The organism is Pantoea sp. C1E2 (assembly GCF_056491465.1).
Window position 1 is genome coordinate 250,364 of record NZ_JBSZHT010000004.1, and the last position, 21,626, is coordinate 271,989.

Annotated in this window: 25 protein-coding genes; 13 read left to right on the forward strand and 12 right to left on the reverse strand. The window is 51.3% G+C overall.

The features are described from left to right. Positions 1–27 precede the first annotated feature (27 nt). Positions 28–567: a DUF2058 family protein gene (locus tag ACXI0A_RS22605; RefSeq protein ID WP_476147022.1), complete on the forward strand. Its 540-nt coding sequence runs from the start codon at positions 28–30 to the stop codon at positions 565–567. A 15-nt stretch (positions 568–582) separates the two neighbouring features. On the opposite strand, the gene ACXI0A_RS22610 is transcribed toward ACXI0A_RS22605, so the two are convergent. Beyond that, positions 583–1,281, reverse strand: coding sequence for a pseudouridine synthase (locus tag ACXI0A_RS22610; RefSeq protein ID WP_476147020.1), 699 nt, complete (start codon positions 1,279–1,281; stop codon positions 583–585). Between the two features lie 202 nt (positions 1,282–1,483). Between ACXI0A_RS22610 and ACXI0A_RS22615 the strand changes: the two genes are divergently transcribed. Together ACXI0A_RS22615 and ACXI0A_RS22620 are read left to right on the forward strand one after the other, a co-directional pair. After that, complete coding sequence (locus tag ACXI0A_RS22615) at positions 1,484–1,966, forward strand: cold shock domain-containing protein (protein WP_476147018.1); 483 nt, start codon at positions 1,484–1,486, stop codon at positions 1,964–1,966. Between the two features lie 14 nt (positions 1,967–1,980). Next, on the forward strand, positions 1,981–2,226 hold the full coding sequence (locus ACXI0A_RS22620; protein ID WP_476147016.1) for a DUF2543 family protein: 246 nt from the start codon (positions 1,981–1,983) through the stop codon (positions 2,224–2,226). An 80-nt stretch (positions 2,227–2,306) separates the two neighbouring features. On the opposite strand, the gene ACXI0A_RS22625 is transcribed toward ACXI0A_RS22620, so the two are convergent. The 3 genes from ACXI0A_RS22625 to ACXI0A_RS22635 all read right to left on the reverse strand — a co-directional run bounded on the left by ACXI0A_RS22625 (position 2,307) and on the right by ACXI0A_RS22635 (position 5,638). Next, positions 2,307–3,029 carry an FCD domain-containing protein gene (locus ACXI0A_RS22625; protein ID WP_476147014.1) on the reverse strand — a complete coding sequence of 241 codons (723 nt, stop codon included), beginning with the start codon at positions 3,027–3,029 and terminating at the stop codon, positions 2,307–2,309. Between the two features lie 203 nt (positions 3,030–3,232). Next, positions 3,233–4,729 (reverse strand): aldehyde dehydrogenase family protein, encoded by a 1,497-nt coding sequence (locus ACXI0A_RS22630; protein ID WP_476147012.1) that lies wholly within the window; start codon positions 4,727–4,729, stop codon positions 3,233–3,235. A gap of 9 nt (positions 4,730–4,738) precedes the next feature. Beyond that, positions 4,739–5,638, reverse strand: coding sequence for a dihydrodipicolinate synthase family protein (locus ACXI0A_RS22635; RefSeq protein ID WP_476147157.1), 900 nt, complete (start codon positions 5,636–5,638; stop codon positions 4,739–4,741). Positions 5,639–6,021: 383 nt separating this feature from the next. Here ACXI0A_RS22635 and yddG point away from each other — a divergent pair, with 383 nt between their 5' ends. Next, entirely contained in the window at positions 6,022–6,936 is a 915-nt protein-coding gene (gene yddG, locus ACXI0A_RS22640; protein WP_476147010.1) for an aromatic amino acid DMT transporter YddG, read from the forward strand. A 294-nt stretch (positions 6,937–7,230) separates the two neighbouring features. Continuing rightward, positions 7,231–8,607, forward strand: a complete 1,377-nt coding sequence (locus ACXI0A_RS22645; protein ID WP_476147008.1) for an MFS transporter — start codon at positions 7,231–7,233, stop codon at positions 8,605–8,607. 23 nt (positions 8,608–8,630) lie between these two features. Here the strand turns inward: ACXI0A_RS22645 and ACXI0A_RS22650 are convergent, their stop codons facing one another. Together ACXI0A_RS22650 and ACXI0A_RS22655 are read right to left on the reverse strand one after the other, a co-directional pair. Beyond that, positions 8,631–9,659: a helix-turn-helix domain-containing protein gene (locus tag ACXI0A_RS22650; RefSeq protein ID WP_476147006.1), complete on the reverse strand. Its 1,029-nt coding sequence runs from the start codon at positions 9,657–9,659 to the stop codon at positions 8,631–8,633. Position 9,660: 1 nt separating this feature from the next. Continuing rightward, the gene (locus tag ACXI0A_RS22655) at positions 9,661–10,125 is read right to left on the reverse strand and encodes a MarR family transcriptional regulator (protein WP_476147004.1); all 465 of its coding nucleotides are present in this window, start codon (positions 10,123–10,125) and stop codon (positions 9,661–9,663) included. Between the two features lie 86 nt (positions 10,126–10,211). Between ACXI0A_RS22655 and ACXI0A_RS22660 the strand changes: the two genes are divergently transcribed. Together ACXI0A_RS22660 and ACXI0A_RS22665 are read left to right on the forward strand one after the other, a co-directional pair. Continuing rightward, positions 10,212–10,784 carry a non-oxidative hydroxyarylic acid decarboxylases subunit B gene (locus ACXI0A_RS22660; RefSeq protein ID WP_160867521.1) on the forward strand — a complete coding sequence of 191 codons (573 nt, stop codon included), beginning with the start codon at positions 10,212–10,214 and terminating at the stop codon, positions 10,782–10,784. Positions 10,785–10,794: 10 nt separating this feature from the next. After that, positions 10,795–12,255: a UbiD family decarboxylase gene (locus ACXI0A_RS22665; protein WP_476147002.1), complete on the forward strand. Its 1,461-nt coding sequence runs from the start codon at positions 10,795–10,797 to the stop codon at positions 12,253–12,255. A 32-nt stretch (positions 12,256–12,287) separates the two neighbouring features. Here the strand turns inward: ACXI0A_RS22665 and ACXI0A_RS22670 are convergent, their stop codons facing one another. Continuing rightward, positions 12,288–13,283: a helix-turn-helix domain-containing protein gene (locus ACXI0A_RS22670; RefSeq protein ID WP_476147000.1), complete on the reverse strand. Its 996-nt coding sequence runs from the start codon at positions 13,281–13,283 to the stop codon at positions 12,288–12,290. Positions 13,284–13,357: 74 nt separating this feature from the next. On the opposite strand from ACXI0A_RS22670, the gene ACXI0A_RS22675 reads away from it, so the two are divergent. From ACXI0A_RS22675 to ACXI0A_RS22690, 4 genes are all read left to right on the forward strand, one after another. Next, entirely contained in the window at positions 13,358–13,999 is a 642-nt protein-coding gene (locus ACXI0A_RS22675) for an HD domain-containing protein (RefSeq protein ID WP_476146999.1), read from the forward strand. Positions 14,000–14,106: 107 nt separating this feature from the next. Further along, positions 14,107–14,424, forward strand: coding sequence for an antibiotic biosynthesis monooxygenase (locus ACXI0A_RS22680; RefSeq protein WP_476146998.1), 318 nt, complete (start codon positions 14,107–14,109; stop codon positions 14,422–14,424). After that, positions 14,417–14,812, forward strand: coding sequence for an amino acid-binding protein (locus tag ACXI0A_RS22685; protein WP_224933085.1), 396 nt, complete (start codon positions 14,417–14,419; stop codon positions 14,810–14,812). The genes ACXI0A_RS22680 and ACXI0A_RS22685 overlap by 8 nt, the downstream gene beginning before the upstream one ends. Next, a complete protein-coding gene (locus ACXI0A_RS22690) occupies positions 14,788–15,501 on the forward strand; it encodes a metalloregulator ArsR/SmtB family transcription factor (RefSeq protein WP_476146995.1) in 714 nt (237 codons plus the stop codon). Before ACXI0A_RS22685 ends, ACXI0A_RS22690 begins: the two co-directional genes overlap by 25 nt. 222 nt (positions 15,502–15,723) lie before the next feature. On the opposite strand, the gene ACXI0A_RS22695 is transcribed toward ACXI0A_RS22690, so the two are convergent. Then, a complete protein-coding gene (locus ACXI0A_RS22695) occupies positions 15,724–16,266 on the reverse strand; it encodes a DUF924 family protein (RefSeq protein ID WP_476146993.1) in 543 nt (180 codons plus the stop codon). Positions 16,267–16,379: 113 nt separating this feature from the next. Here ACXI0A_RS22695 and ACXI0A_RS22700 point away from each other — a divergent pair, with 113 nt between their 5' ends. Further along, complete coding sequence (locus tag ACXI0A_RS22700; RefSeq protein ID WP_476146991.1) at positions 16,380–16,841, forward strand: YlaC family protein; 462 nt, start codon at positions 16,380–16,382, stop codon at positions 16,839–16,841. A 61-nt stretch (positions 16,842–16,902) separates the two neighbouring features. Here ACXI0A_RS22700 and ACXI0A_RS22705 read toward each other — a convergent pair whose 3' ends face one another. From ACXI0A_RS22705 to ACXI0A_RS22720, 4 genes are all read right to left on the reverse strand, one after another. Continuing rightward, positions 16,903–17,787 (reverse strand): LysR substrate-binding domain-containing protein, encoded by an 885-nt coding sequence (locus ACXI0A_RS22705; RefSeq protein WP_476146989.1) that lies wholly within the window; start codon positions 17,785–17,787, stop codon positions 16,903–16,905. Between the two features lie 58 nt (positions 17,788–17,845). After that, complete coding sequence (locus ACXI0A_RS22710; protein ID WP_476146987.1) at positions 17,846–19,009, reverse strand: MFS transporter; 1,164 nt, start codon at positions 19,007–19,009, stop codon at positions 17,846–17,848. Positions 19,010–19,133: 124 nt separating this feature from the next. Then, on the reverse strand, positions 19,134–20,330 hold the full coding sequence (locus ACXI0A_RS22715; protein ID WP_476146985.1) for an FAD-dependent oxidoreductase: 1,197 nt from the start codon (positions 20,328–20,330) through the stop codon (positions 19,134–19,136). 152 nt (positions 20,331–20,482) lie between these two features. Next, positions 20,483–20,989, reverse strand: a complete 507-nt coding sequence (locus ACXI0A_RS22720) for a GNAT family N-acetyltransferase (RefSeq protein WP_476146984.1) — start codon at positions 20,987–20,989, stop codon at positions 20,483–20,485. A gap of 55 nt (positions 20,990–21,044) precedes the next feature. Between ACXI0A_RS22720 and ACXI0A_RS22725 the strand changes: the two genes are divergently transcribed. Then, positions 21,045–21,626 carry a helix-turn-helix domain-containing protein gene (locus ACXI0A_RS22725; protein WP_476146982.1) on the forward strand — a complete coding sequence of 194 codons (582 nt, stop codon included), beginning with the start codon at positions 21,045–21,047 and terminating at the stop codon, positions 21,624–21,626.

Here is a 21,626-nt window from a genome sequence, read left to right on the forward strand (position 1 = left end):
AGGTTTTAACGGATTTTAGAGACGAAGATGACAAAACTCACCTTACAAGAGCAGATGCTCAAAGCTGGATTAGTTTCCACCAAGAAAATGGCCAAAGTGCAGCGCACTGCCAAGAAGTCTCGCGTACAGGCACGTGAGGCCCGCGAAGCCGTTGAAGAGAATAAAAAAGCGCAAATTGAGCGTGATAAACAATTAAGCGAGCAGCAGAAGCAAGCCACTTTGTCCAAAGAGTACAAAGCACAGGTTAAGCAACTGATCGAAATGAATGCTATCACCGATGCTAAAGGGACGATTGATTTCAACTTCACCGATAACAATTTAATTAAAAAAATTGCCGTGGATAAAGCCACACAAACACAGTTGATCAATGGCCGTCTGGCGATTGCACGCCTGGCTGTGGATAGCAATGGCGAAAGCAAATACGCGATTATTCCCGCCAGCGTGGCTGATAAAATTGCCCAGCGTGATGCAGATAGCATTGTATTGAACAGTGCATTAAGTCAGGAAGAGCAGGATGAAGACGATCCATACGCGGACTTCAAAGTACCTGATGACTTAATGTGGTAATCAATACCGCCCGTGTCAAAACGGGCTGGTATGTCGCGCAGTGATGCTCTCCCCGCTGATGGGATGAACAAAATGCAATTCACTGGCGTGCAGCATCAGCCGGGGAGTCTTTTCCGTGCCCGGCTGCAATAACCCGCCATAGAGATCACATCCGAGAATCGGGTGGCCCAATTGCTGGCAGTGAATACGCAATTGATGCGTGCGACCCGTTTCTGGCATGAGCTGCACACGTGTGACCGGCAACAACGCACCATCATCCCCTTCACGAGTTAAGCGCTCTAATACCTGATAGCGCGAACGCGCAGGCTTCCCCGTCTCGGCACAAATCGACATCAACGGAAACAATGCCGGGTCTTTTGCTATCGCCGCGTCGATCATCCCTTCGTCGTCGTGCAGATGTCCGCACAGCAATGCAGTGTAAATTTTAGTCACGGTGCGTTGGCTGAACTGCTGGCACAGCATGGCGTTGATCGCTTTATTGCGCGCCACCACCATCAATCCAGACGTACCGAAATCAAGGCGATGCACCAGCGTGCAGCCGGGGAACAACTTCACCAACCGGTGATGCACGGAATCAAGATTTTGTGGGTTCTTTCCTGAGAGGCTGAGCAGACCGCTGGGTTTATCGATTAACACCAGATGCTCATCCTGATAGAGGATTGAGATCTCTTCGGAACAAGGTGGAGCAACAAAGTTATCGATAATCGTGGTCATCAGACTGCCGGGCTGGAAAGTGGATGCGGATGATACCCAATTTTTATCAGGCTGACGAATTTTGCACTCTTCTCCCGGCCTCTCGCTCGCACAGCAGAAATTTATCGTCCAGACTTACAGCAAAGGCGTAGTCTGCGCAGGCAATGTGCTTTACACTGCGCGCTGCAAAAAACTGATTAGATTAACGATTAAGTAGGCGGTAATGGCGATGAACGGAACGATCACAACCTGGTTTGAAGACAAAGGTTTTGGATTTATTAAAGATGAAAACGGAGACAACCGTTATTTCCATGTGATTAAGGTCGCCAACCCTGATCTGATTAAAAAAGATGCGGCAGTGACGTTCGAACCGACCACCAATAACAAAGGTTTATCGGCCTTTTCAGTGAAAGTGATACCGGACAGCAAATACATCTTTATCGCCGGTGAGCGTCTGAAGCTCACGTCGATTAAATCCTTCGTGGTTTACAGTGAAGAAGAGCCGGTTGATACCCGCATTGATAAAGAAAACACCGTTCTGTCGGTGGGCATTCTGATGAACAACATTAAACCCAAGACTGACGTGATGCCGGATGAAATGCGTTCCGTGAAAAAACTGGCGGTGACCACCTTCCAGGGTACGACGCTGATCTTTACCGAAGATGAAATCGACATTGATGCCGCAGTGAAAATGCTCAAAGTTTAAATTGGGAGCCAATAATGAATAACGAAATTCCACTGAAATATTATGACATCGCCGAAGAGTACGTGTCTGAATCGGAACATGATGTCAACGAAGCAGAACTCGATGCGCTGGCACACTACTTCCAGTTGTTGTTGACTCGTCTGACTAATAATGAAGAGATCAGCGAAGAGTCGCAGCAAGAGATGGCCCGTGAAGCGGGTATTCAAGCACTGCGTATCGATGAGATTGCTAACTTCTTGAATGAGTGGGGCAACGAGTAAGCCCTATTATTTATTGATACTCTACGCATTTCAAGGCGGCCATCAGGCCGCCTTATCGTGTAAAATCCACAACCCTGGAATTACAGCTTATCCCCTTCCGGTGACTGCACTAAATCGTCCGCTTTTAACCCCTGCGGCGCGATAAAGATTTCCATATTTTCGCGCGACAGCTCCCAGTGCTCGAACACCAAATCCACTACCTTCTGCTCATCTCGCGCTTCAATCCCGCTGATAAAGGCATCGTGGTGTTCGGCGGCTAACTGAAGGCGACGTTCCATATCTTCATTTTGCGGACGGAAGAAGGTGTGGCCAATGCGGCAGTGGTCGATCAGTAAGCGCCCCAGGCTAGGTTGCAGATAAGGATTACCCGCCATCTCGCCCATGATTTCGTGGAAACGATTGTTCTCCAGTGCCAGCGCTTCGGCATCTCGCGTTTGCACCGCTTTACGGAAGCGCTTTTGCGTCTCTTTCAGCGATTTCAGTTGAGAAGGTTTAAAATTTTGTACCGCCAGTCGACCGGTAGCGGCGTAGATCATCGGCGCAACAAGGAAGAAATTGCGCAGTGTGGAATGGCTCATCGGGATGACGCGCACGCCGCGTTTTTCGACGATTTCCAGGTAGCCTTCTCCAGCCAGACGCTGGAACACTTCACGCACAGGGGTGCGGGATAAACCGTATTGTCCCGTCAGGCTGGCTTCATCCAGCAGTTCGTCTGGGTCCAGTTCCATGGTCAAAATTAGGCGCTTTAAATCTTCGTATAACGCTGCTTTTCCCGATCTCAATGTGACCTCCTGTGATGACATTCCGCACGTGATTCCTGCTTAACCTACAGAAAAAGTGTGTATACAGCAAAAATAATTATGGGATATTTCGTGCATTCTGCGGTGGATCACAAAATAGGGAATGATTGGATTACAAGGAGTTACAGAAGAAAAAACCGAGACATCAATTGCAGGAAATTATCCTATTTTCAGGATATACCCGCCATCCATGGCGGGTATTAAGCTTACTCAGCAGGCACATCAATCCAGATGGTTTTCAGTTCGGTGTACTGATCGAGCGCGTACACCGATTTATCGCGGCCACCAAAACCAGACTGTTTATAGCCACCAAATGGCGTGGTCGCATCACCTTCACCAAAGCAGTTCACCGTCACGGTTCCCGCGCGTACTGCACGTGAAACACGAATTGCGCGGCTCAGCTTACCGGTGTAAACCGAGGCTGCCAGGCCGTAATCGGTGTCGTTCGCCAGCGCGATGGCTTCAGCTTCGGTTTTGAAGGTGGTGACACACAGCACCGGCCCGAAGATCTCCTCGCGGAACAGTGCGCTTTTCGGCGTCACGCCATCCACAATGGTCGGCTGCACGTAAATACCGCGATCGGTGAATCCGCCCTGAATGATACGTAATCCTTCTTTGCGCGCGGTCTTCAAATAATCACTGACCTTGCAGAAATGCTCAGTGGTGATCATGGTGCCAAGGCGATTCTCTGGATCCAGCGGGTTGCCCATGCGCCATTCACCGATCTGCTCAGCGATCTGCGCCAGCAATTTATCCTTCACCCCTTCCTGCACCAGCAGTCGCGAGGTTGCCGAGCAGTTTTCGCCCATATTCCAGAATGCGCCATTCAACACATTGGCGGCAACGCTGGCCAGATCCTCGGCATCATCGAACACCAGCGCCGGGTTTTTCCCGCCGCATTCCAGCACGATCTTCTTCAGATTCGATTCGGCTGAATAGTGCAGGAAGCGACGTCCCGTTGCGGTTGAACCGGTGAAGCTTACCATATCGATGTCTGGGTGCAGGCCAATAGGCTCGCCCACTTCTTTGCCGGTACCGGTGACAATGTTGAGCACGCCAGCCGGAATACCCGCTTCATGCGCGAGCTCCGCCACGCGCAATGCCGTCAGGGAGGTTTGCTCAGCGGGTTTTACAATCACCGAGCAACCCGCAGCCAGTGCAGGACCGATTTTCCACGCCAGCATAAGCAGTGGGAAATTCCATGGCAGCACACAGCCCACCACACCAATCGGCTCGCGAACGATCATCGCCATCGCACCGTTGCCGGTTGGCGCGGTCTGATCGTAGAGCTTATCAATGGCTTCCGCATGCCAGCGAATCACGTGAATCGTCTCTGGCACGTCGACTGCCAGGCATTCGCTAACCGGTTTGCCGCTGTCGAGGCTTTCCATAACAGCAAGTTGCGTGACTTCGTTTTCCAGCAAATCAGCCAGCTTGAGTAGTACGGCTTTGCGCTCGCCGGGATGAAGCTGGCTCCAGCTGCCGGCTTCAAAGGCGCTGCGTGCGCCCTGCACTGCCAGGTTCACATCAGCGCTATCGCATGCTGCGATATGCGTCAAAATCTCGCCCGTCGCAGGATTGGTGGTTTCCAGTGTTTTGCCGGAAACCGCCGCAGTAAAACGTCCGCTAATGAACGCCTGATCCGGGAACCGCAGTTCCCGCGCCACGTTCACCACATCACTCAGCGTTTGTACCTGTTTCATGCGCACTCCTTAAAGCACTGCAACAGCAGCCACATTGCGTTTTACACCGTCGATCACAGCCTGCAACTGCGCTTTCTCATCTTCTTCAAGTCCCTGCAGTGGTGCACGCACCGGGCCTGCTTTCAATCCTGCAAGTTCTGAACCGTACTTAATGGACTGGACAAATTTTCCGCCATCCAGGAAGTTCATCAGCGGCATCATCGCGGCCATGATCTTACGTCCTTTATCGAAATCTTTTTCCACTACGCACGCGTTGTACAGCGCGACGTGCTCGCGTGGAATGAAGTTAGAACCGGCACATACCCAGCTACGCGCGCCCCAGGCGAAGAACTCCAGCGCCTGATCGTCCCAACCACAAGACAGTGCAATATTCGGGAATTGACACGCCAGCAGGTGCAGATTGTTGAAATCACCTGAACTCTCTTTGATCGCCACGACGTTTTTCGAACGGCTCACTTCGCGGAAGTAAGTCTCGCCCATAGAAATGCCCATACGTCCCGGATAGTTGTACAGCATGATCGGCAACTGAGCGGCTTTGTCGACGGTCAGCGCATGATGGGCGTTTTCCAGCTCGGTCGGCAGCGCATACGGCGGTGAGGTTACCAGAATGGCATCGGCTTTATGGTTACGAGCATGGGTAGCGAAAGCCACCGCGTCTTCTGTGCGTATAGCGCCGGTACCAACAATCAGTGGCAGACGATTGCCAATCACTTTACGTGCATGTTCAACCAGAGACAGACGCTCTTCTGCGCTTTGTGCATAATACTCACCGGTTGAACCACCGATAATGATGCCGTGCACGCGCGCTTCAATCAGCGATTCGAGGACGTTAGCGAACGCTGCGAAATCGATGCTGCCGTCTGCTGCGTAAGGGGTAATTGCCGGGGTATAGATACCTTCAAATGTCATCACGAAATCTCCAGGTGAATTCAGGACCAAATGCAACGCCGTGTGGTTGCGTTTGTTAACAATTTGCATATCGCATGGAGAGAGGTCAATCGGGATAAGTTTTTTGTATACGTGAAAAATACAAAGGAAATACTATCAGATGGAACATTCCTACCAACAATTAACTTATGTTCATTATTTATCAATGAGTTAAATTATTTTTAGTGACGTAATAATTTTCTAAATGAATTCAGATAACGATCACATTCCATGACTATCGTCTCCCCTGACGTATTTACACTGTGCGTCAAGCGGCATAGTTTTAAGCTGGTTTTAACCTGAATTTAACAGGTAAGCTTGCACCGGCATTTCAGGTGAACATTGTGCAGAAGAGGTAGCGGGTGATGCCCCAGAAGAAAGCGACGCTCATAGGTTTAATTGCCATCCTGTTATGGAGCGCGATTGTTGGATTAATCAAAAGTGTCAGCGAAGGCTTTGGCCCGATCGCTGGAGCGGCGTTGATCTACAGCTGCAGTGCGATACTGCTGCTGTTCAGCGTGGGATTTCCCAACCTGAAAAAATTCCCCCGCCGCTACGTGATTATCGGTAGCGTGCTGTTTGTCTGCTATGAACTCTGCCTGTCGCTTTCGCTCGGGTTTACCCATAGCGGACGGCAGGCGATTGAAGTGGGGATGGTGAATTATCTGTGGCCAAGTATGACTATTGTACTGGCGGTGATTGTTAACAGACAGAAAGTTAGCCCACTGATTATTCCGGGCGTGATTTTAGCCGTGGCAGGAATTTGTCGCGTGTTGGGTGGCGATCAAGGGTTTTCGGTCAGTGAGATGACGAACAATATAATGGAAAACCCGTTAAGCTATGGTCTGGCTTTCACCGGCGCCATCATTTGGGCCATTTATTGTGTGGTCACAAAAAGAATTGCCAACGGTAATAACGGCATTACGCTGTTCTTTATTTTAACGGCATTAACGTTATGGTTTAAATACCTTATTTCGCCCCAAGCCGAATTTGCCCCCTCTTTCAATACGTGGATCTCACTGGCGCTGGCGGCGATGGCGATGGGATTCGGTTACGCGGCGTGGAACGTCGGCATTCTGCATGGTAATGTGACGGTGTTAGCCGCCGCTTCTTACTTTATCCCGATCATTTCGTCAATTTTAGCGGCCTTTATTCTCAACTCGCACCTTACCCTCGCGTTTTGGCAAGGCACGGCGATGGTAAGCCTGGGGTCATTAGTCTGCTGGTGGTCAACACGCACCGTCGTCACCAAAAGTGTTAGCAGTAAGATTTCTGAATAATGCTTCGGGAGGCGTTATCGCCTCCCGCAAAAAAGCCACATTAAAATTATAAGGCCATCAATTGTATTTATCCGACTATCCTGCACCGGAGGAAATGATATATGAAACAATTCCATTAGCGCCATTCAATCACCTCGTTGTTAATTTCTGTTCTGAATAACACTTTTATCACCGCTACAGGTTTATATTTATCTGGCGTCCTGATGATGTTAAGCACCCATCGCAGATTGTGCTTAATTCAGTCGCATTGGCGTAGTTAAGCTCAATCACGCCGAAAAGAAACAGGAGTAAAACATGTCAAATAACATGTCTGTTGAAGATGTCCCTATCAGCCGCTTCCACCGCTTATTGACGGTGCGCTCAGGCGGCGGCTCTTTCGTCGATGGCTATGTGCTGAGTATTATTGGTATAGCCATGACGAAAGTGTCGCCGGCCTTGGGTCTCAGCCCATTATGGGAAGGTCTCATTGCGGCTTCCGCCCTCATCGGGATTTTCTTTGGCGGCTTTATGGGCGGCGTTTTGACCGATCGCCTTGGCCGCCGCATGATCTACTTCGTTGGTCCCACCCTCTTTATTCTCTGTTCACTGGCGCAGTTTTGGGTACAAAGCGGAGAAACGCTATTTGCCCTGCGCTTTCTCACGGGCATCGCTGTAGGTATTGAATATCCTGTTGCCACGGCCTTTTTAGTCGAGTTTATGCCGAAGAAGTCGCGCGGCCCTTGCCTCGCCACGTTAACTATTCTGTGGTTTGCTGGAGCAGCCACGGCGTATCTGGTGGGTGAAGCCCTGTTGAATTTCGGGGGTGCGGAGGCCTGGCGCTATACGCTGGCGAGTACGGCTGTCATCGGTGCCCTGCTGATGCTGGTGCGCATGGGCACGCCTGAATCACCGCGATGGCTGATCAGCAAAGGGCGGCATCAGGAAGCCGAAGCAATTATTCGTCGCGTTTATGGTGCCAGCTTCAGTTTAAAGAACCTGCCCGCACAGCCTGAAAACAATCATCTGTCATTTGGTAGCCTGCTGCATTCTGGCTATGGCAAACGCATGGCTTTCGTGACCATTTTCTGGACCTGCTCGGTCATCCCTGTGTTCGCCGTCTACGCCTTTGCACCTAAAGTTTTGCAGGCGCTGCATCTGAGTGGTGACTGGGCATCCTATGGTTCTATCGCCATTACCCTGTTGTTCGTGGTGGGATGCATTATCGGCACGCGTTTGGTGAACTCACTGGGACGCCGCAAACTGCTGCTGCACAGTTTCTTGTGGTCTGGTCTGGCACTGTTGTTGCTGGGTGCCTTGCGTGATGGCCCTTCGATGATCATCCTGCTGATGTTTGGTGCTTACGCCCTGTTTATCGGCGGCGCTCAGGTGCTGCAACTGGTCTATCCTAATGAAATATTCCCAACTGAAATTCGCGCCGGAGCCGTCGGTATCGGCACATCGATGTCACGTATCGGCGCGGCGGTCGGGACTTATCTGGTGCCAATTTCACTGCAAACTATCGGCATTGGCTCCACCATGTATATTGCTGCGGGCATTACGTTTATCGGCCTGATCGTGTCGTGGTTCCTGGCACCGGAAACCGCTTCGCGCAATCTGGATGATGCGGCATCGCTGGATGAAGAAAGCCCAGCGCCATCCGTTTCTGGCAAGCTTTCTAAGCATTCACACTAACGAAAAAGGGGCCATTTCGGCCCCTACTCTTTAACCAATCTCTCCACTACGCGCCGCCGTTTACGAAACGAGCTGGGCGTTTCGCCGTACTGCTTGCGGAACCAGGCAATCAAATGTGAAGCATCGGCAAACCCCGTTGCGGTAGCGATGGCATTAATGCTGTTGCTGGAATCCGCCATCAGCTTGCGCGCCTGCTCCAGCCGCATACGTCGCCAGTAAACCGCCGCCGAGTAACCGGTGCATTTAGTGAAAATCAAATTGAGCTGACGGAAAGTCACCCCGGCAAAATCAGCCACATCGGCCAGCGGAACCGGCGAATCGAGGTGATGTTTCATAAACTCAATCACCTTATTCACCAGTTCATTTTCGTACACATCCGGCTCGTTGAGCGTGTTCTTTTGCAGTGTCTTTTTAACTGGCGCAGCAGGCTCCTCCACCAGCAGATATTTCAATACTTTCTGTGAGCGCACCAGCCCACAATGCTGGCGGATCAGATCGGCAGCGAGATCGATCGCCGTGCCGCCGGGGCAGGAAATGATGCCGCCATCTTTGATATAGGTTTTATCGATGACCGGAATCGCTTTCGGGAATCGCAGACGGAATTCATCACGCGTGGTGAAGTGGATCGCGCAATGGCGTCCATCCAGCAGGCCCGCGTTGCCAGCAACAAAGGCACCGCTGCACAGCGTAATGATCGGAATGTTACGTGCATGCAAGTCGCGTAGCGCCTGTAACAGCCACGGCGGCGACTGGCGGGTTTCTTCCAGCAATCCTCCCGCCACAACAAAATAATCCCAGCGTTTAGTAAAATCGAGCTCGGCTGTCGGCGAAACCGGCAATCCGCAACTGGCCGTAACTGGCTGATTATCACAGGTCATCCACTCCCAGCGGCAAAAAATCTGGCGACTGGTAAACGATTCGTCTGCCGCAAAACGCAGTGACTCCACCAGCCCCGCAACGGAGGCCAAGGTAAAACTTTTCATCAGCAAAAAGCCGATGGTGAGATCCGGTTTCGGTTCGCCAGGTTGCTCGGCGAAAGCTGTTTGCGGCATGTTATTCAGGTTCCTGCAATCCACCCAGTTTACTTAATAAGCGCTTCAGATCGGCGATATCCTGGCTGTCGAGGCCTGCGGTGATCATCTTCTCTGCGCTTTTTGCCTGCTCAATCATACGATTCAGCATCACTTCCCCTTCTGCGGTCATTGATACCAATTTTCGACGGCGATTGTTCACGTCTGTCACCACATTCAGTAAACCGCTTTTACTCATGCGGTCAATCACATAGGTTCCAGTGGCTTTATCAAATCCGGCACGCTGACCCAGCGTTTGCTGATCACAGGATGACTCCTCGGCCAGTACCACCAGAATCGCGTATTGCACGGCTGAAAGGCCAGTCTCCACACACTGCGACCAGCAAAAAGTCGAGTGCTGTCCAGCACGACGTACAAGGTGCATTAACGAACAATCGCCGTGCGGCCACAAGGGGGCGGCAAGGATTAAGTCAGGATTTTGTGACATCGGTGCACTTGACTCCTCAAATCGTCAAACATATAGTTCGAACACAAACAGTTTGAACTTAAACTATACGATAAATCAGGATACATATGAAGCTTGTTATCGGGATGACTGGCGCAACAGGCGCGGCAATCGGCGTGCGCGTGCTGTCTGCGTTGCGTGAACTTGAAGTCGAAACCCATTTAGTCATCTCCAAATGGGCGCGCGCCACCATCCAAATGGAAACACCTTACAGTGTACAGGAGGTCGCTGCCCTCGCGACCAGGACTTACAGCGAACACGATCAGGCTGCTGCCATCTCAAGCGGATCTTTTCGCGTGGATGGCATGATCGTGGTGCCGTGCAGCATGAAAACCCTGGCCGGGATTCGCAGTGGTTACGGCGACGGCCTCATCACACGCGCTGCTGACGTGACGCTCAAGGAGCAACGCAAGCTGGTGCTGGTGCCTCGTGAAGCGCCGCTCAACGCCATTCATCTGGAAAACATGCTGGCGCTGACGCGCGCTGGCGCATTGATGCTGCCGCCAATGCCTGCCTTCTACAACAACCCGCAATCCGTTGACGACATCATTAACCACACCGTTTCTCGCATTCTTGATCAGTTCGGCCTGGATAACGACATTACCCATCGCTGGACCGGTCCACGTTCTACCCTGGCTTAAGGAGAGCCTGATGAAATATTACGGCGATTTACGCAGCTTTATCACTGCCCTCGATGAAATGGGCGACATCATGCACGTACACCGCGAAGTGGATGGCGATTTTGAGCCGAGCGCTATCACGCGCCGCAGCTATGAAATCCAGTCTCCTGCACCGCTGTTTCACAATGTCGCGGGTGTCGCACCGGGCTTTCGTCTGTTTGGTGCGCCAGCAGCCTTGTCCTCACGCAGTGACATGCCCTACGCACGTGTAGCCATGTCTCTGGGACTGGTGCCGGAATCCAGCGGTCCGGAGATTATCGAAGCCTTATCCGCAGCACGCTTTAAGCCTGGCATTCCACCCGTCCGCGTTGAGTCGGCTCAGGCAGAGTGCCAGCAGAATATTTTACGTGGCGATGCGGCGAATCTTGACCATTTCCCTATCCCCTTCGCTCACGACAAGGACGGCGGTCGGTACGCCAACACCTGGGGCACGCTGATTGTGAAAACCCCGGATGGAAAATGGGTCAACTGGTCGATTGCCCGCGTGATGAAGGTGGATGGCAAGCGCATGGTTGGCCTGATTGTGCCAAGCCAGCACATTGGTCAGATCTGGACGCAGTGGGTAGCACGCGGTGAACCGATGCCCTATGCCCTGGTGCAGGGTCCTGCTCCGGCTATCTCTTGTGTCTCAGGTATTCCCATCCCAGCCAACGCGGATGAAGCGGATTACATTGGCACATTAGCGGGTGAAGCGGTACCGGTAGTGAAAGCCATCAGTCTTGATCTTGATGTGCCGGCTACGGCTGAAATAGTGATTGAGGGGCATGTCTCGATTGAACGCGATTGTCAGGAAGGCCCATACGGCGAGTACGGCGGCTATCTCGGCGAAGGTTCATCGGCTCAGCCCACGTTCCACGTTGAAACCATCACTCATCGCGACGACCCGATCTGGCCGATGTCGATCACCGGTCGCCCCACCGATGAATCGCACACGCTATGGGCGATGGGCTTAGCGGCAGATGCACTGACTTATCTGCGAGAAGCGGAGCTGCCGATCAAAACAACCTGGATTCCGGAAGACTCCACCGTGCATTGGTTGCTGGTGGTGATGCCAGAAAACTGGCGCGAGCTGCTGCCGGGTGTTAGCAGTGAGGAGTTAACTCAACGTATTGGTGAAGTGCTGTTTAAAACTGATGCGATGGTGTTTATCCCGAAAGTCTACGTCGTAGATGACGACTTCGATCCGACCAACCTGCGGGAAGTCGTTTGGGCACTGTCTACGCGCGTGCATCCGGTCGGACGTCGTGCCGTTTTTGATGACCAGCGAGTGATCCGCTTGCCGCAGTGCTATGACGAGGCCGAGTACGTTGCCGGTAAAGGGGCGAAAGTGGTGTTTGATACCTTACAGACCAAACGCCATCTGCATGCGTCATTCGCGCAGGGTTATCCGGAGGAAGTACGTCAGCGCATTCTGGATAACTGGCCAGAATAAGCGAACCCATCTGCGGCGCGCACATCGCGCCGCTAATGCGTGAACATTTTGCGATAGGTTGAAGGCGTCATCCCGGTGATTTTTGCAAAAGCACGTCGCAGCACATCGGCACTTTGATAACCACAGGCTGCAGGTATCGCCTTCAGAGGCATTACACCCGCCTCCAGCAAACTGCGTGCCTGTTCGATACGGGCATTCTCCAGCCAACTGCCAGCCTGGATATCCATTTCCTGACGAAACAAGCGTGCCAGATGACGTGTGCTGATTTGCATATGCGCGGCGAGATCGTCCAGCGAATTAACCTGCGCCAGATTCGCCAGTGCCCAGCGCTGCATCTCCTGAAACGCACTGCGTCCGGCCAGCGCCACCTGTCGTTTGCGCGCAAAATGCCCCTGTGTGACTGGCCGCTGGAAGAACATCACCAGATTGGCGGCAATATCCTGAGCCAGTTCACGTCCCAGATCCTCCTCGACCAGACGCAGCGCCATATCCAGCCCGGCAGTGACGCCTGCTGCAGTGCGCAATTTTCCATCGGCGACGTAAAGTGCATCGGCTTCGACTTGTGCATCTGGAATCAGAGCGGCCAGTGTCGCCGCACACGCCCAGTGCGTGGTGACCTTCTTCCCCTGCAATAATCCGGTTTGTGCCAGAAGCAGCGAACCCGTGCACACCGAACCGTAACGGTGGCTGCCCAGACAGCGTTGCCTGATGTGATCGATTTGACTCGTCGACAATTGCAACGCCATCGCATCTGGCGCCCCGGCTATCAGGAAAGTGTTGGGCTGATGGGGATCTGAGAGCATGACATCCGCCATTAATCGCACACCCGAAGAGCACTGAACGGTCGCGGAATCCAGCGACATGACGCGCAATTGATACACCGCGCGATCCAGTATCCGATTCGCTTCGGCGAACACGTCTAAAGGCCCTGAGACATCTAACAGTTGGGTGCCCGGTACAGCCAGAATAGTGATGAGGTGATTCATGTTGATTTGACCGTCTGCATTAATCGCAATGTCTTCTTTCATCGCAAAACATCAATTCAAGACATTGTGCGCTCGCGTTAAGCTGATTTCAACTTAACTGTACCTGGAGAACACCCATGAAATTTGAAATTAATGGCATCAAAATTCCTGACAGCCAAATGGCGCGCGACGCGACTCAATTTGTACGTGATACCGAATCCGACCTGCTGTTTCATCATTCCAGTCGTGTCTTTTACTGGGGCGCGCTGGCGGGCCAACGACTCAATCTCAAAGTAGATACGGAACTGCTTTATGTAGGCTGCATGTTTCATGATGTCGGCCTGACACATGAACACTGCAGTAGCGACAAGCGTTTTGAGGTCGATGGCGCGAATGCCGCACGCGATTTCTTACAACATTATGGAGTGGAACAGGCTGATATCGATAAAGTCTGGACGGCGATTGCCCTGCACACCACGCCGGGTATCCCACAGTTTATGGCACCCGAAATCGCGTTAGTCACGGCCGGCGTAGAAATGGACGTATTGGGAATCAATTACGATCAGTTCCCTGACGCCGAGCGTGAGGCGGTGGTGCAACAGCATCCCCGTCCGGCGCAGTTCAAAGAAGAGATTATTCAGGCCTTCTATGACGGTATAAAACACAAACCGGATACCACCTTCGGCAATGTGAAAGCCGATGTGATTGCGGATAAACAAGCGGACTTCACGCCACTCAATTTTTGCAGCGTGATCCGTCAATCACGTTGGATTGGGTAATGTAAATGGTGCATCGCGGGTAGGATGCGCCATATTTCGTTGGGTGCCGAAGTATCATTATTCGGGCCCGATACACTGCTGCCATCTTTCACTGATGGAGCAGTACTATGATTGCCGTCTTATTTGAAGCGCGTACCCAACCCGAGCATCAAGCTCGCTACCTCGAACTCGCTCTACAGCTGAAATCTCAGCTTTCTGAGCTGCCTGGTTTCATTTCGGTTGAGCGTTTTTCCAGCTTGAGTGAGGCGGGGAAAATCCTTTCACTCTCCTACTGGGAACACGAGGAGGCGGTGCTGACATGGAAAAAAAATTTGCAGCACCAGCAAGCCCAGAATGAGGGCCGCGCTGGGTTGTTCTCTTATTATCAAATCCGTATCGCCACTGTGACACGCGAATACGCACATGAGGCAAGACAGCATGTTTGATGTTCATGTGATACTCGATAATGTTCCCGGTGCTCTGGCAGCTTTAGGCTCAACGTTGGGCAATAATGGCGTGGGCCTTGAAGGAGGCGGAGTATTTAGTATGGGTGAGCAGAGTCATGCCCATTTTTTGGTCGAGCAAGGTGAACAAGCCAGACAGGTTCTACAGGCTGCAGGATTCCATGTGGTTGCCGTTGAACCGACATTAATCCGTAAATTAAAACAGGACCGTCCTGGTCAACTTGGCGAAATTGCTGACACTCTTGCGCGCAATGGCGTTAACATTCTGCTGCAGTACAGTGACCACAACAACCAGCTCATCCTGATCACCGATAACAATGATCGGGCGGCAGAGGTAACCATCGCATGGCAGCCCGGAACAGCCCGTTAATTGCTGATGAAGCGTCAGAACATGAATTACAAAAGGCAATGTCTGCCGTCGCCAGCGCACTCGCTGACCCTTCTCGGGTCAGCATTTTGTGTGCGCTGATGGATGGTCGCGCGTGGACAGCCACAGAATTGAGTGGCGTTGCGGATATCGCCGCTTCGACAACCAGTGGGCATTTAAGCAAACTGTTGGATGCACGCCTTGTGACCTGCTTGTCACAAGGGCGTCATCGCTATTTTCGCCTGGCCAATAGCGAAATCGCACATCTGCTGGAAACCTTAATGGGGGTGTCGATGCGGCCCCTGTCTACTCCCGTTTCCACCACGCCAAGCCATTTGCGATATGCCCGAACCTGTTACGATCACCTGGCAGGTGATCTCGCTGTGCAGATTTACCAGTTTATGATGACGGAAAAGTGGATTGAGGCCAATGGAAGTGCCCTGACTCACAACGGTCAGCTGCAATTGGAGAAAATGGGTATGCAACTAAACCTAAGCAGCAAACGTAAACCTTGCTGTGCGTGCCTCGATTGGAGTGAACGTCGCATGCATCTTGGCGGCGCAGTAGGAGCCGCTTTGCTTAGCCTGCTAATTGATAAGCAATGGTTGAAACGCGTTGAGGGCTATCGGGAGATAAATATCACGCCAGCCGGGAAACTGGCCCTTCTACGCTGCTTTGGTGTGCAGTTGTAAACATCAAAATAACACTCCCGTCACAAATATAACCTTTATCAAATCAGCAAAATTAAATCATCGAACATTTTCTGTACTGAATGCGCATCGTTGCTAATATAGTGACGCAACACCGCAATGCGTTGCCTACGAGAATTTTTTCCTTGGTTGAATGAACCGGCCCGCTTAGCGGGCATTTTTTTGTCCACGTTAACGCATCCGGAAGGCAGAGCCTCTCCTCAGTCAATAAAAAGCATGTTGCTGCTTATTCAGAAACGCCTGTTCTTCCGGGCTTGAAGGACGATTAAGTCTTTGGTTACGATGAGGATAGCGACCGAATAGTTCAATGATTTGGCGATGTTCCTGTTCACTCTGGTAGTAAGACGTTCCCTTCAATTCAGCGAATAGTTCTGTGGCCTGCTGATGGACAACTCGTGATTCGGCATGCATCCACGGCATCAGCATAAAGCCTTTTTCATCCAGACTGAGCGTCGTGTATTCCGGTGTTTTCACCGCTTCCTGCGCTAACAGTAGCGCCATGCCATCCTGCCGCCAGGCAAGATCACTTTCCCGATGCAAATTGCGGGAAAACTGATCAAGTACGATGATTTCTGCCAATCTCCCCCGAATACCTTCACGCCACATCGATAATTCACCACGCGTTGCAGCCTCCCAGCAGGTATAAAAGCGACGATGTATTTCATCATCAAACCCCCGATTCTTTTTGAACCAGGAGTCTTCATGCTTAGCGTCGAACCAGAACCTCAATACATTTTCGTACTCCATCTTTTTCCCCGTAATAAATCCCCTGATAACTATCAAGGTTAGGCTAAAATCGTGAGAGTTATCTGATAGACTCGCGCGAACAATACGGACACAGAAACCCTTAAGGTGAGAGCATGAGTAATCAACTGGATGATCGACTGCAAACTGAACTGGACAGAATCAATGTAGAGGAAAAGCGCAACGACCGTCCCTACTTTGATATCTCGTTTATCAAAAATTACCCTGGTTTGTTTGGCCTGATGTGGATCCTGTTTGCTCTTACCATGGCGCTGCTGATGTACTCCGACTCTTTCGGCACCATCGAGTATGTGGTCTGTATCCTGATTTTTGCTGTGTGTAATTTCTTTTTCTTCTTCCACGTCAATCCCTCGTACAAAGCGAAGGATATCGATAAAGGTGCATGGAAGAATTGCTATACCGGCGACTGGTATATGGAAGTACATGTACGCGATGCGTTTGTCGATGAGTTGCTGTCAGGCACGGTACTGACGGAAAGTGAGAAAACTCGACTGGTCGATATGCGAGCCAAGAAAGGATATTTGTATTTTGCGGATATTTATCGCTTAAGACATTAAGCCTTGCTTTGTACATCCACTCAGTAAGAGTGAAGAGGCTTCTTGCGGAGATTAACTTTAATTACGTCCGCCAGTGCTTGAGGCCAAAATCGATAATGGCCTTTAATTTCGCGCTGGCAAATCGATCCTGACGATAGACCATATTAATTGGCCGATTTGGGATGGTGAAATCTGTCAGCAGTTGTATTAGAGTTCCTTGAGCAAACTCCTGCTGCAATAACACTTCTGGCTGCATTATGACGCCCGCTCCCGCCAATGCCGCCTGCCTTAATGCTTCGCCGTTGTTGATACTAATGCAGTCATCAACGCGTACGCTTACCTTTTCCTCACCACGCTGGAAGTGCCAATGCCGTTGCGACTGTTTTAGCCTGAAGCCCAGACATTGATGGTTAACCAACTCTTCCGGATGCAGCGGTATACCCTGCGCATTCAAATAATCCGGTGAAGCAGCAATCACCATGCGATAACGTCCTAGTGGACGAGCCACCAGCGACAAATCCTGCAGACGACCGATCCGAATCGCCACTTCCACTTCATCAGCCTGCAAATCCATCACCGAATCGGTGAGAAATAGGTCGACCTCAACACCAGGATGCAGCTGACGAAAAACACCCAGCGATGGCGCAATGATCCGCGAACCGAAAGTGGCAGGTGCAGAGAGGCGCAACAACCCTTTGACCTCAACGTGCAACTGATTAATCACCTGTCGTGTTTCACCGATTAAGCCCAACACTTGCTGGCAGTGTTGATAAAACAATTTACCCGCCTCGGTCAGCACCAGTTGGCGCGTGGTTCGGTGAAGAAATTTGGTGCCGAATTGTTGTTCAAGGCCTTTGATATGCATCCCCATCATTTGTGGTGTCAGTTCAAACCTGACTGCCGCGGCAGTCATACTGCCCTGATCCACCACTTCAATGAAAACCGCCATGCTCTTAAGTAGATCCATCTGCTACGTCCTCTCCCTTAATTCCAGTCAATGATCCTTCGATCATTGATTGGTTAAGTCAATGTGCTTCACTCGAGTTTTTTGCTACCACACCAGCACGAGTGAACAAGGCAATAAGGAGTCCCACTGTCGTTACAGCGGCTGCAATTAATGGAAGTTGTGCCACCCTGGCACCCTGATCCAACGCAAAACTGCCAAGCCATGCGCCACCTGCATTGCCAAGATTAAATGCCGCGATATTAAAAGAAGAACCTAGAACCGACGCATCCTGAGTGGCATGCATCGCCTGGACTTGTAAGGGAGTGATCGCAGAAAACATTGCCGCACCAAACAGAAAAACCAATAGCGCAGTCACTGCTTTGAAATCGGCTAACATGCCCAGCGCAATCAATACCGCCAGAAGAATGAGTAATGTCACCAGAATACCCAGGCGCAAACTAAAATCTGTCAGACGCCCTCCTAATGGATTTCCCAGCACCATTCCCACACCAAAGAGCAGTAGAAGCCATGAAACTGCACTTTCAGGGAATCCCGTCACCTGAGTCAGCAGCGGTCCGATATAGGTTAACGCCGTGAAAATACCACCAAACCCAATAACCGTGATCAGCATGGCTTTCAACGCCTGGGGTTGGAGCAGCATGCGGAATTCATTAGCCAGATGTTTAGGCTGCTCACTTTTGATATCGGGCACCAGAAGAGCGATAGCCAGGGCACCGAATAAACCCAGGGCAGAACAGGCGACAAAAGTAATGCGCCAACCAAAGTGATCACCAATTAGAGTGCCGAGAGGCGTGCCGAAAACGTTGGCTAACGTTGCCCCAAGAAACATTGCAGCGATAGCGCTGGCCTGCTTCTCTTTGGGTACCAGTTGCGTGGCAACGACCGCACCCAAACCAAAAAATGACGCATGTGCTAACGCAGCAATCACGCGAGCGAACAGCAAATATTGATAACTGGTTGCGATGGCGCAGGCAAAATTCCCCGCCACATATAGCAACATCAATATGACCAACGCATTTTTACGTTTAAATCGGACCATCAAGGGTGTCAGCAACGGCGCGCCAATTACTACGCCCAAGGCGTAAGCTGTGACCAACATCCCTGCTGAAGCGACACTGATAGACAAGTCATGGCTGATGTTGAGCAGCATGCCAACAATAACAAATTCTGAAGTGCATATGGCAAAAGCGCCAACCGTCAGTGCAAAGAGAGCAACTGGCATATTCACATCCTATTAAAAGGGTTAGCAGACAACCCACTGCTGTCTGCGGCTGTGAATCTATTGTTGGCGTTGGATACGCTGGGATAAATGGAAGCAGGCTTTCTCAATTTGAAAGCCACATTTTCTAATTGAGAAATCTTGGGCGTTCAGTTCGAAAACCCAATCCAATCAAGCGACCAAACAGGTGCCGCAGAAAAGGAAAACGGCTGATCATCTGCGGCACTTTACTCGGCGTGGTGCGCTTACGCTTATTACTGCTCATTTTGATTTGCAGGAATTGTGTGGCGACGGTGGGAAACTGTCTGCGCTGCTGAACTTTCTGCAGGTCGCGCAACGTAACTTGTCCTTTTTTTAACGGCTGCGTGAGGAAATTCGCTGCGGCTACCGCATCCTGAATTGCCAGATTAACGCCAACCCCGCCTATAGGTGACATCGCATGGGCAGCATCACCGATGCACAATACGCCGGGTTTCATCCACTGATCCAAGCGGTCGATGCGGATGGATAGCAGCTTGAGTTTGTCCCAACTGTCGAGTTCATCCATACGCTCAGCGCTAAATGGTGCGACTTCTGCCATTGCACGTTTTAGGGTATCCAGACCCGCCAGCTTCATCGCCTCGAACTGCCCCTTGTGAATGGTGTACCCACACTGCCAATAGTCACCACGGTCAATCACAATAAAATTCTGCTTCGGCCCCTTATGGCCCATGCCCCATTCGGGATCGATTGGCTGTTTGTCGAGACGGAACCACAGCACATCACGTGAAGAGCCAAAGCTTTTGCTTTGCAGTCCGGCTTTGGCACGCACCTGTGAGTTTCGGCCATCCGCGCCAATCACCAGTGAAGTGTTAATGGTTAAAGATTCGTTACCCTGTAACGTTTTTACCCCCGCGATGGTATCGTCTATATAGATCAAATCTTCAAAGGCTGTGGATTGCAGCAGCGTAAATCCAGGGAAGGCGGCGGCTTTTCTGGCGAGGAAATTAAGAAAATCCCATTGCGGCATAAAGGCGATAAAGCGGCACTGTACCGGCAAGCGTGAGAAGTCCGCCATTGTGATTTCCTGCCCGGCCACTTCTGCCTGTAATTTTTCTGCGCGTTGATGCGGTAGGGTCAGCAACTCATCCAGCAAGCCGAGCTGACGCATGATCTCCAGCGTAGAGGGATGAATGGTATCGCCACGAAAATCACGCAGGAAGTCGGGATGTTTTTCAATCACGACGACGCGTAACCCTGCTCGCGTCAGTAAGTAACCCAGCATTAATCCTGCGGGTCCGCCGCCAACGATACAGCAGTCGGCGGTGAGTTCTGTTGGTTGCATTCTGCCCTCAGTACAAAACAATCAATGATAATAGTTATCATTTATATAGCATCGTATTGAAGCTGTAGTGGGAATAAATGCCGCAGAAACTGCCAGTGCATTTATTCCAGATAAGCCACACTTTTCAAACTAAGTTTATTAGAGGCGCTATGTTAAGGCTGAGGCCTAACATCCAGTTGGAGCTGCAAAAAAGTCAGATCGAGCCATCTGCCAAATTTGCAGCCTACCTGACTTAATCTGCCGCCATCACTGAATCCCAGCTTCTTGTGCAGTGCGATTGAAGCGCTATTCTCCGACTCAATTCCGGCAATCATCATATGTTTACCATGCACGCGCGCCCGCTCGATCAAGGCGGCCATGAGCATGCCGCCAACCCCTTTTCCGCGCCCGTTTTTGTGCACATACACCGAATGTTCAACGGTATGCCGATATCCGTCCCAGGGACGCCAATCGCCGTATGAGGCATAACCGATCACGATTTGGTTCTCGACTGCAACCAGCACCGGAAATCCTGCAGCCTGACGGGAAGCTATCCACTGAATGCGATTGGCTGTGTCCACAGTGTTTTCATTCCAGATGGCGGTCGTATTGATTACCGCATCGTTATAAATCTCTGCGATCGCTGATGCGTCTCTCTCTTGTGCCTCACGAATTTGCATGATGTCCTCTCCGTCACTATAGTGGATGATTCGTTTATTATTGTAGTTATCTATTATGTTAGATGAATTGTCCAGTAAAGAAGATGACATCAATGCACGCATTGGTCAGAACATTAAGATCGAACGGGAGAAGCGAGGCTGGTCGTTAACCGACCTGGCAGAACAGTCTGGTGTTTCACGGGCGATGATCCATAAAATAGAACGGGGTGAGAGCAGCCCGACTGCGACGTCACTGGCTCGCCTCGCCGGCTCGTTTTCAATGAGCATGTCGCAGCTCATCGCCCTCACGGAAGTGCAACCCGGGACGTTGCTGCGCCATTCACACCAACCAGTGTGGCAGGATCCGGAAACGGGCTACATTCGCCGCCATGTTTCGCCTGGCGATATCCCGTTAGATGTCGTGAGTGTAGAACTCCCTCCACACACTGACGTGCCAATGCCAGCGATTTCCTACCTTTCACGTCGTCAGTTGATCTGGGTGCTGGAAGGCACTTTGCGCTTTCAGGAGGGCGACAATCTATTTGAAATGAACGTCGGTGATTGCCTGGAATTGGGCGACCCAACGGATTGCGTGTTTACCAATGCGACTGATGACATTTGTTGTTATGCGGTAATGGTGCTTAAAACCACTGTGTGA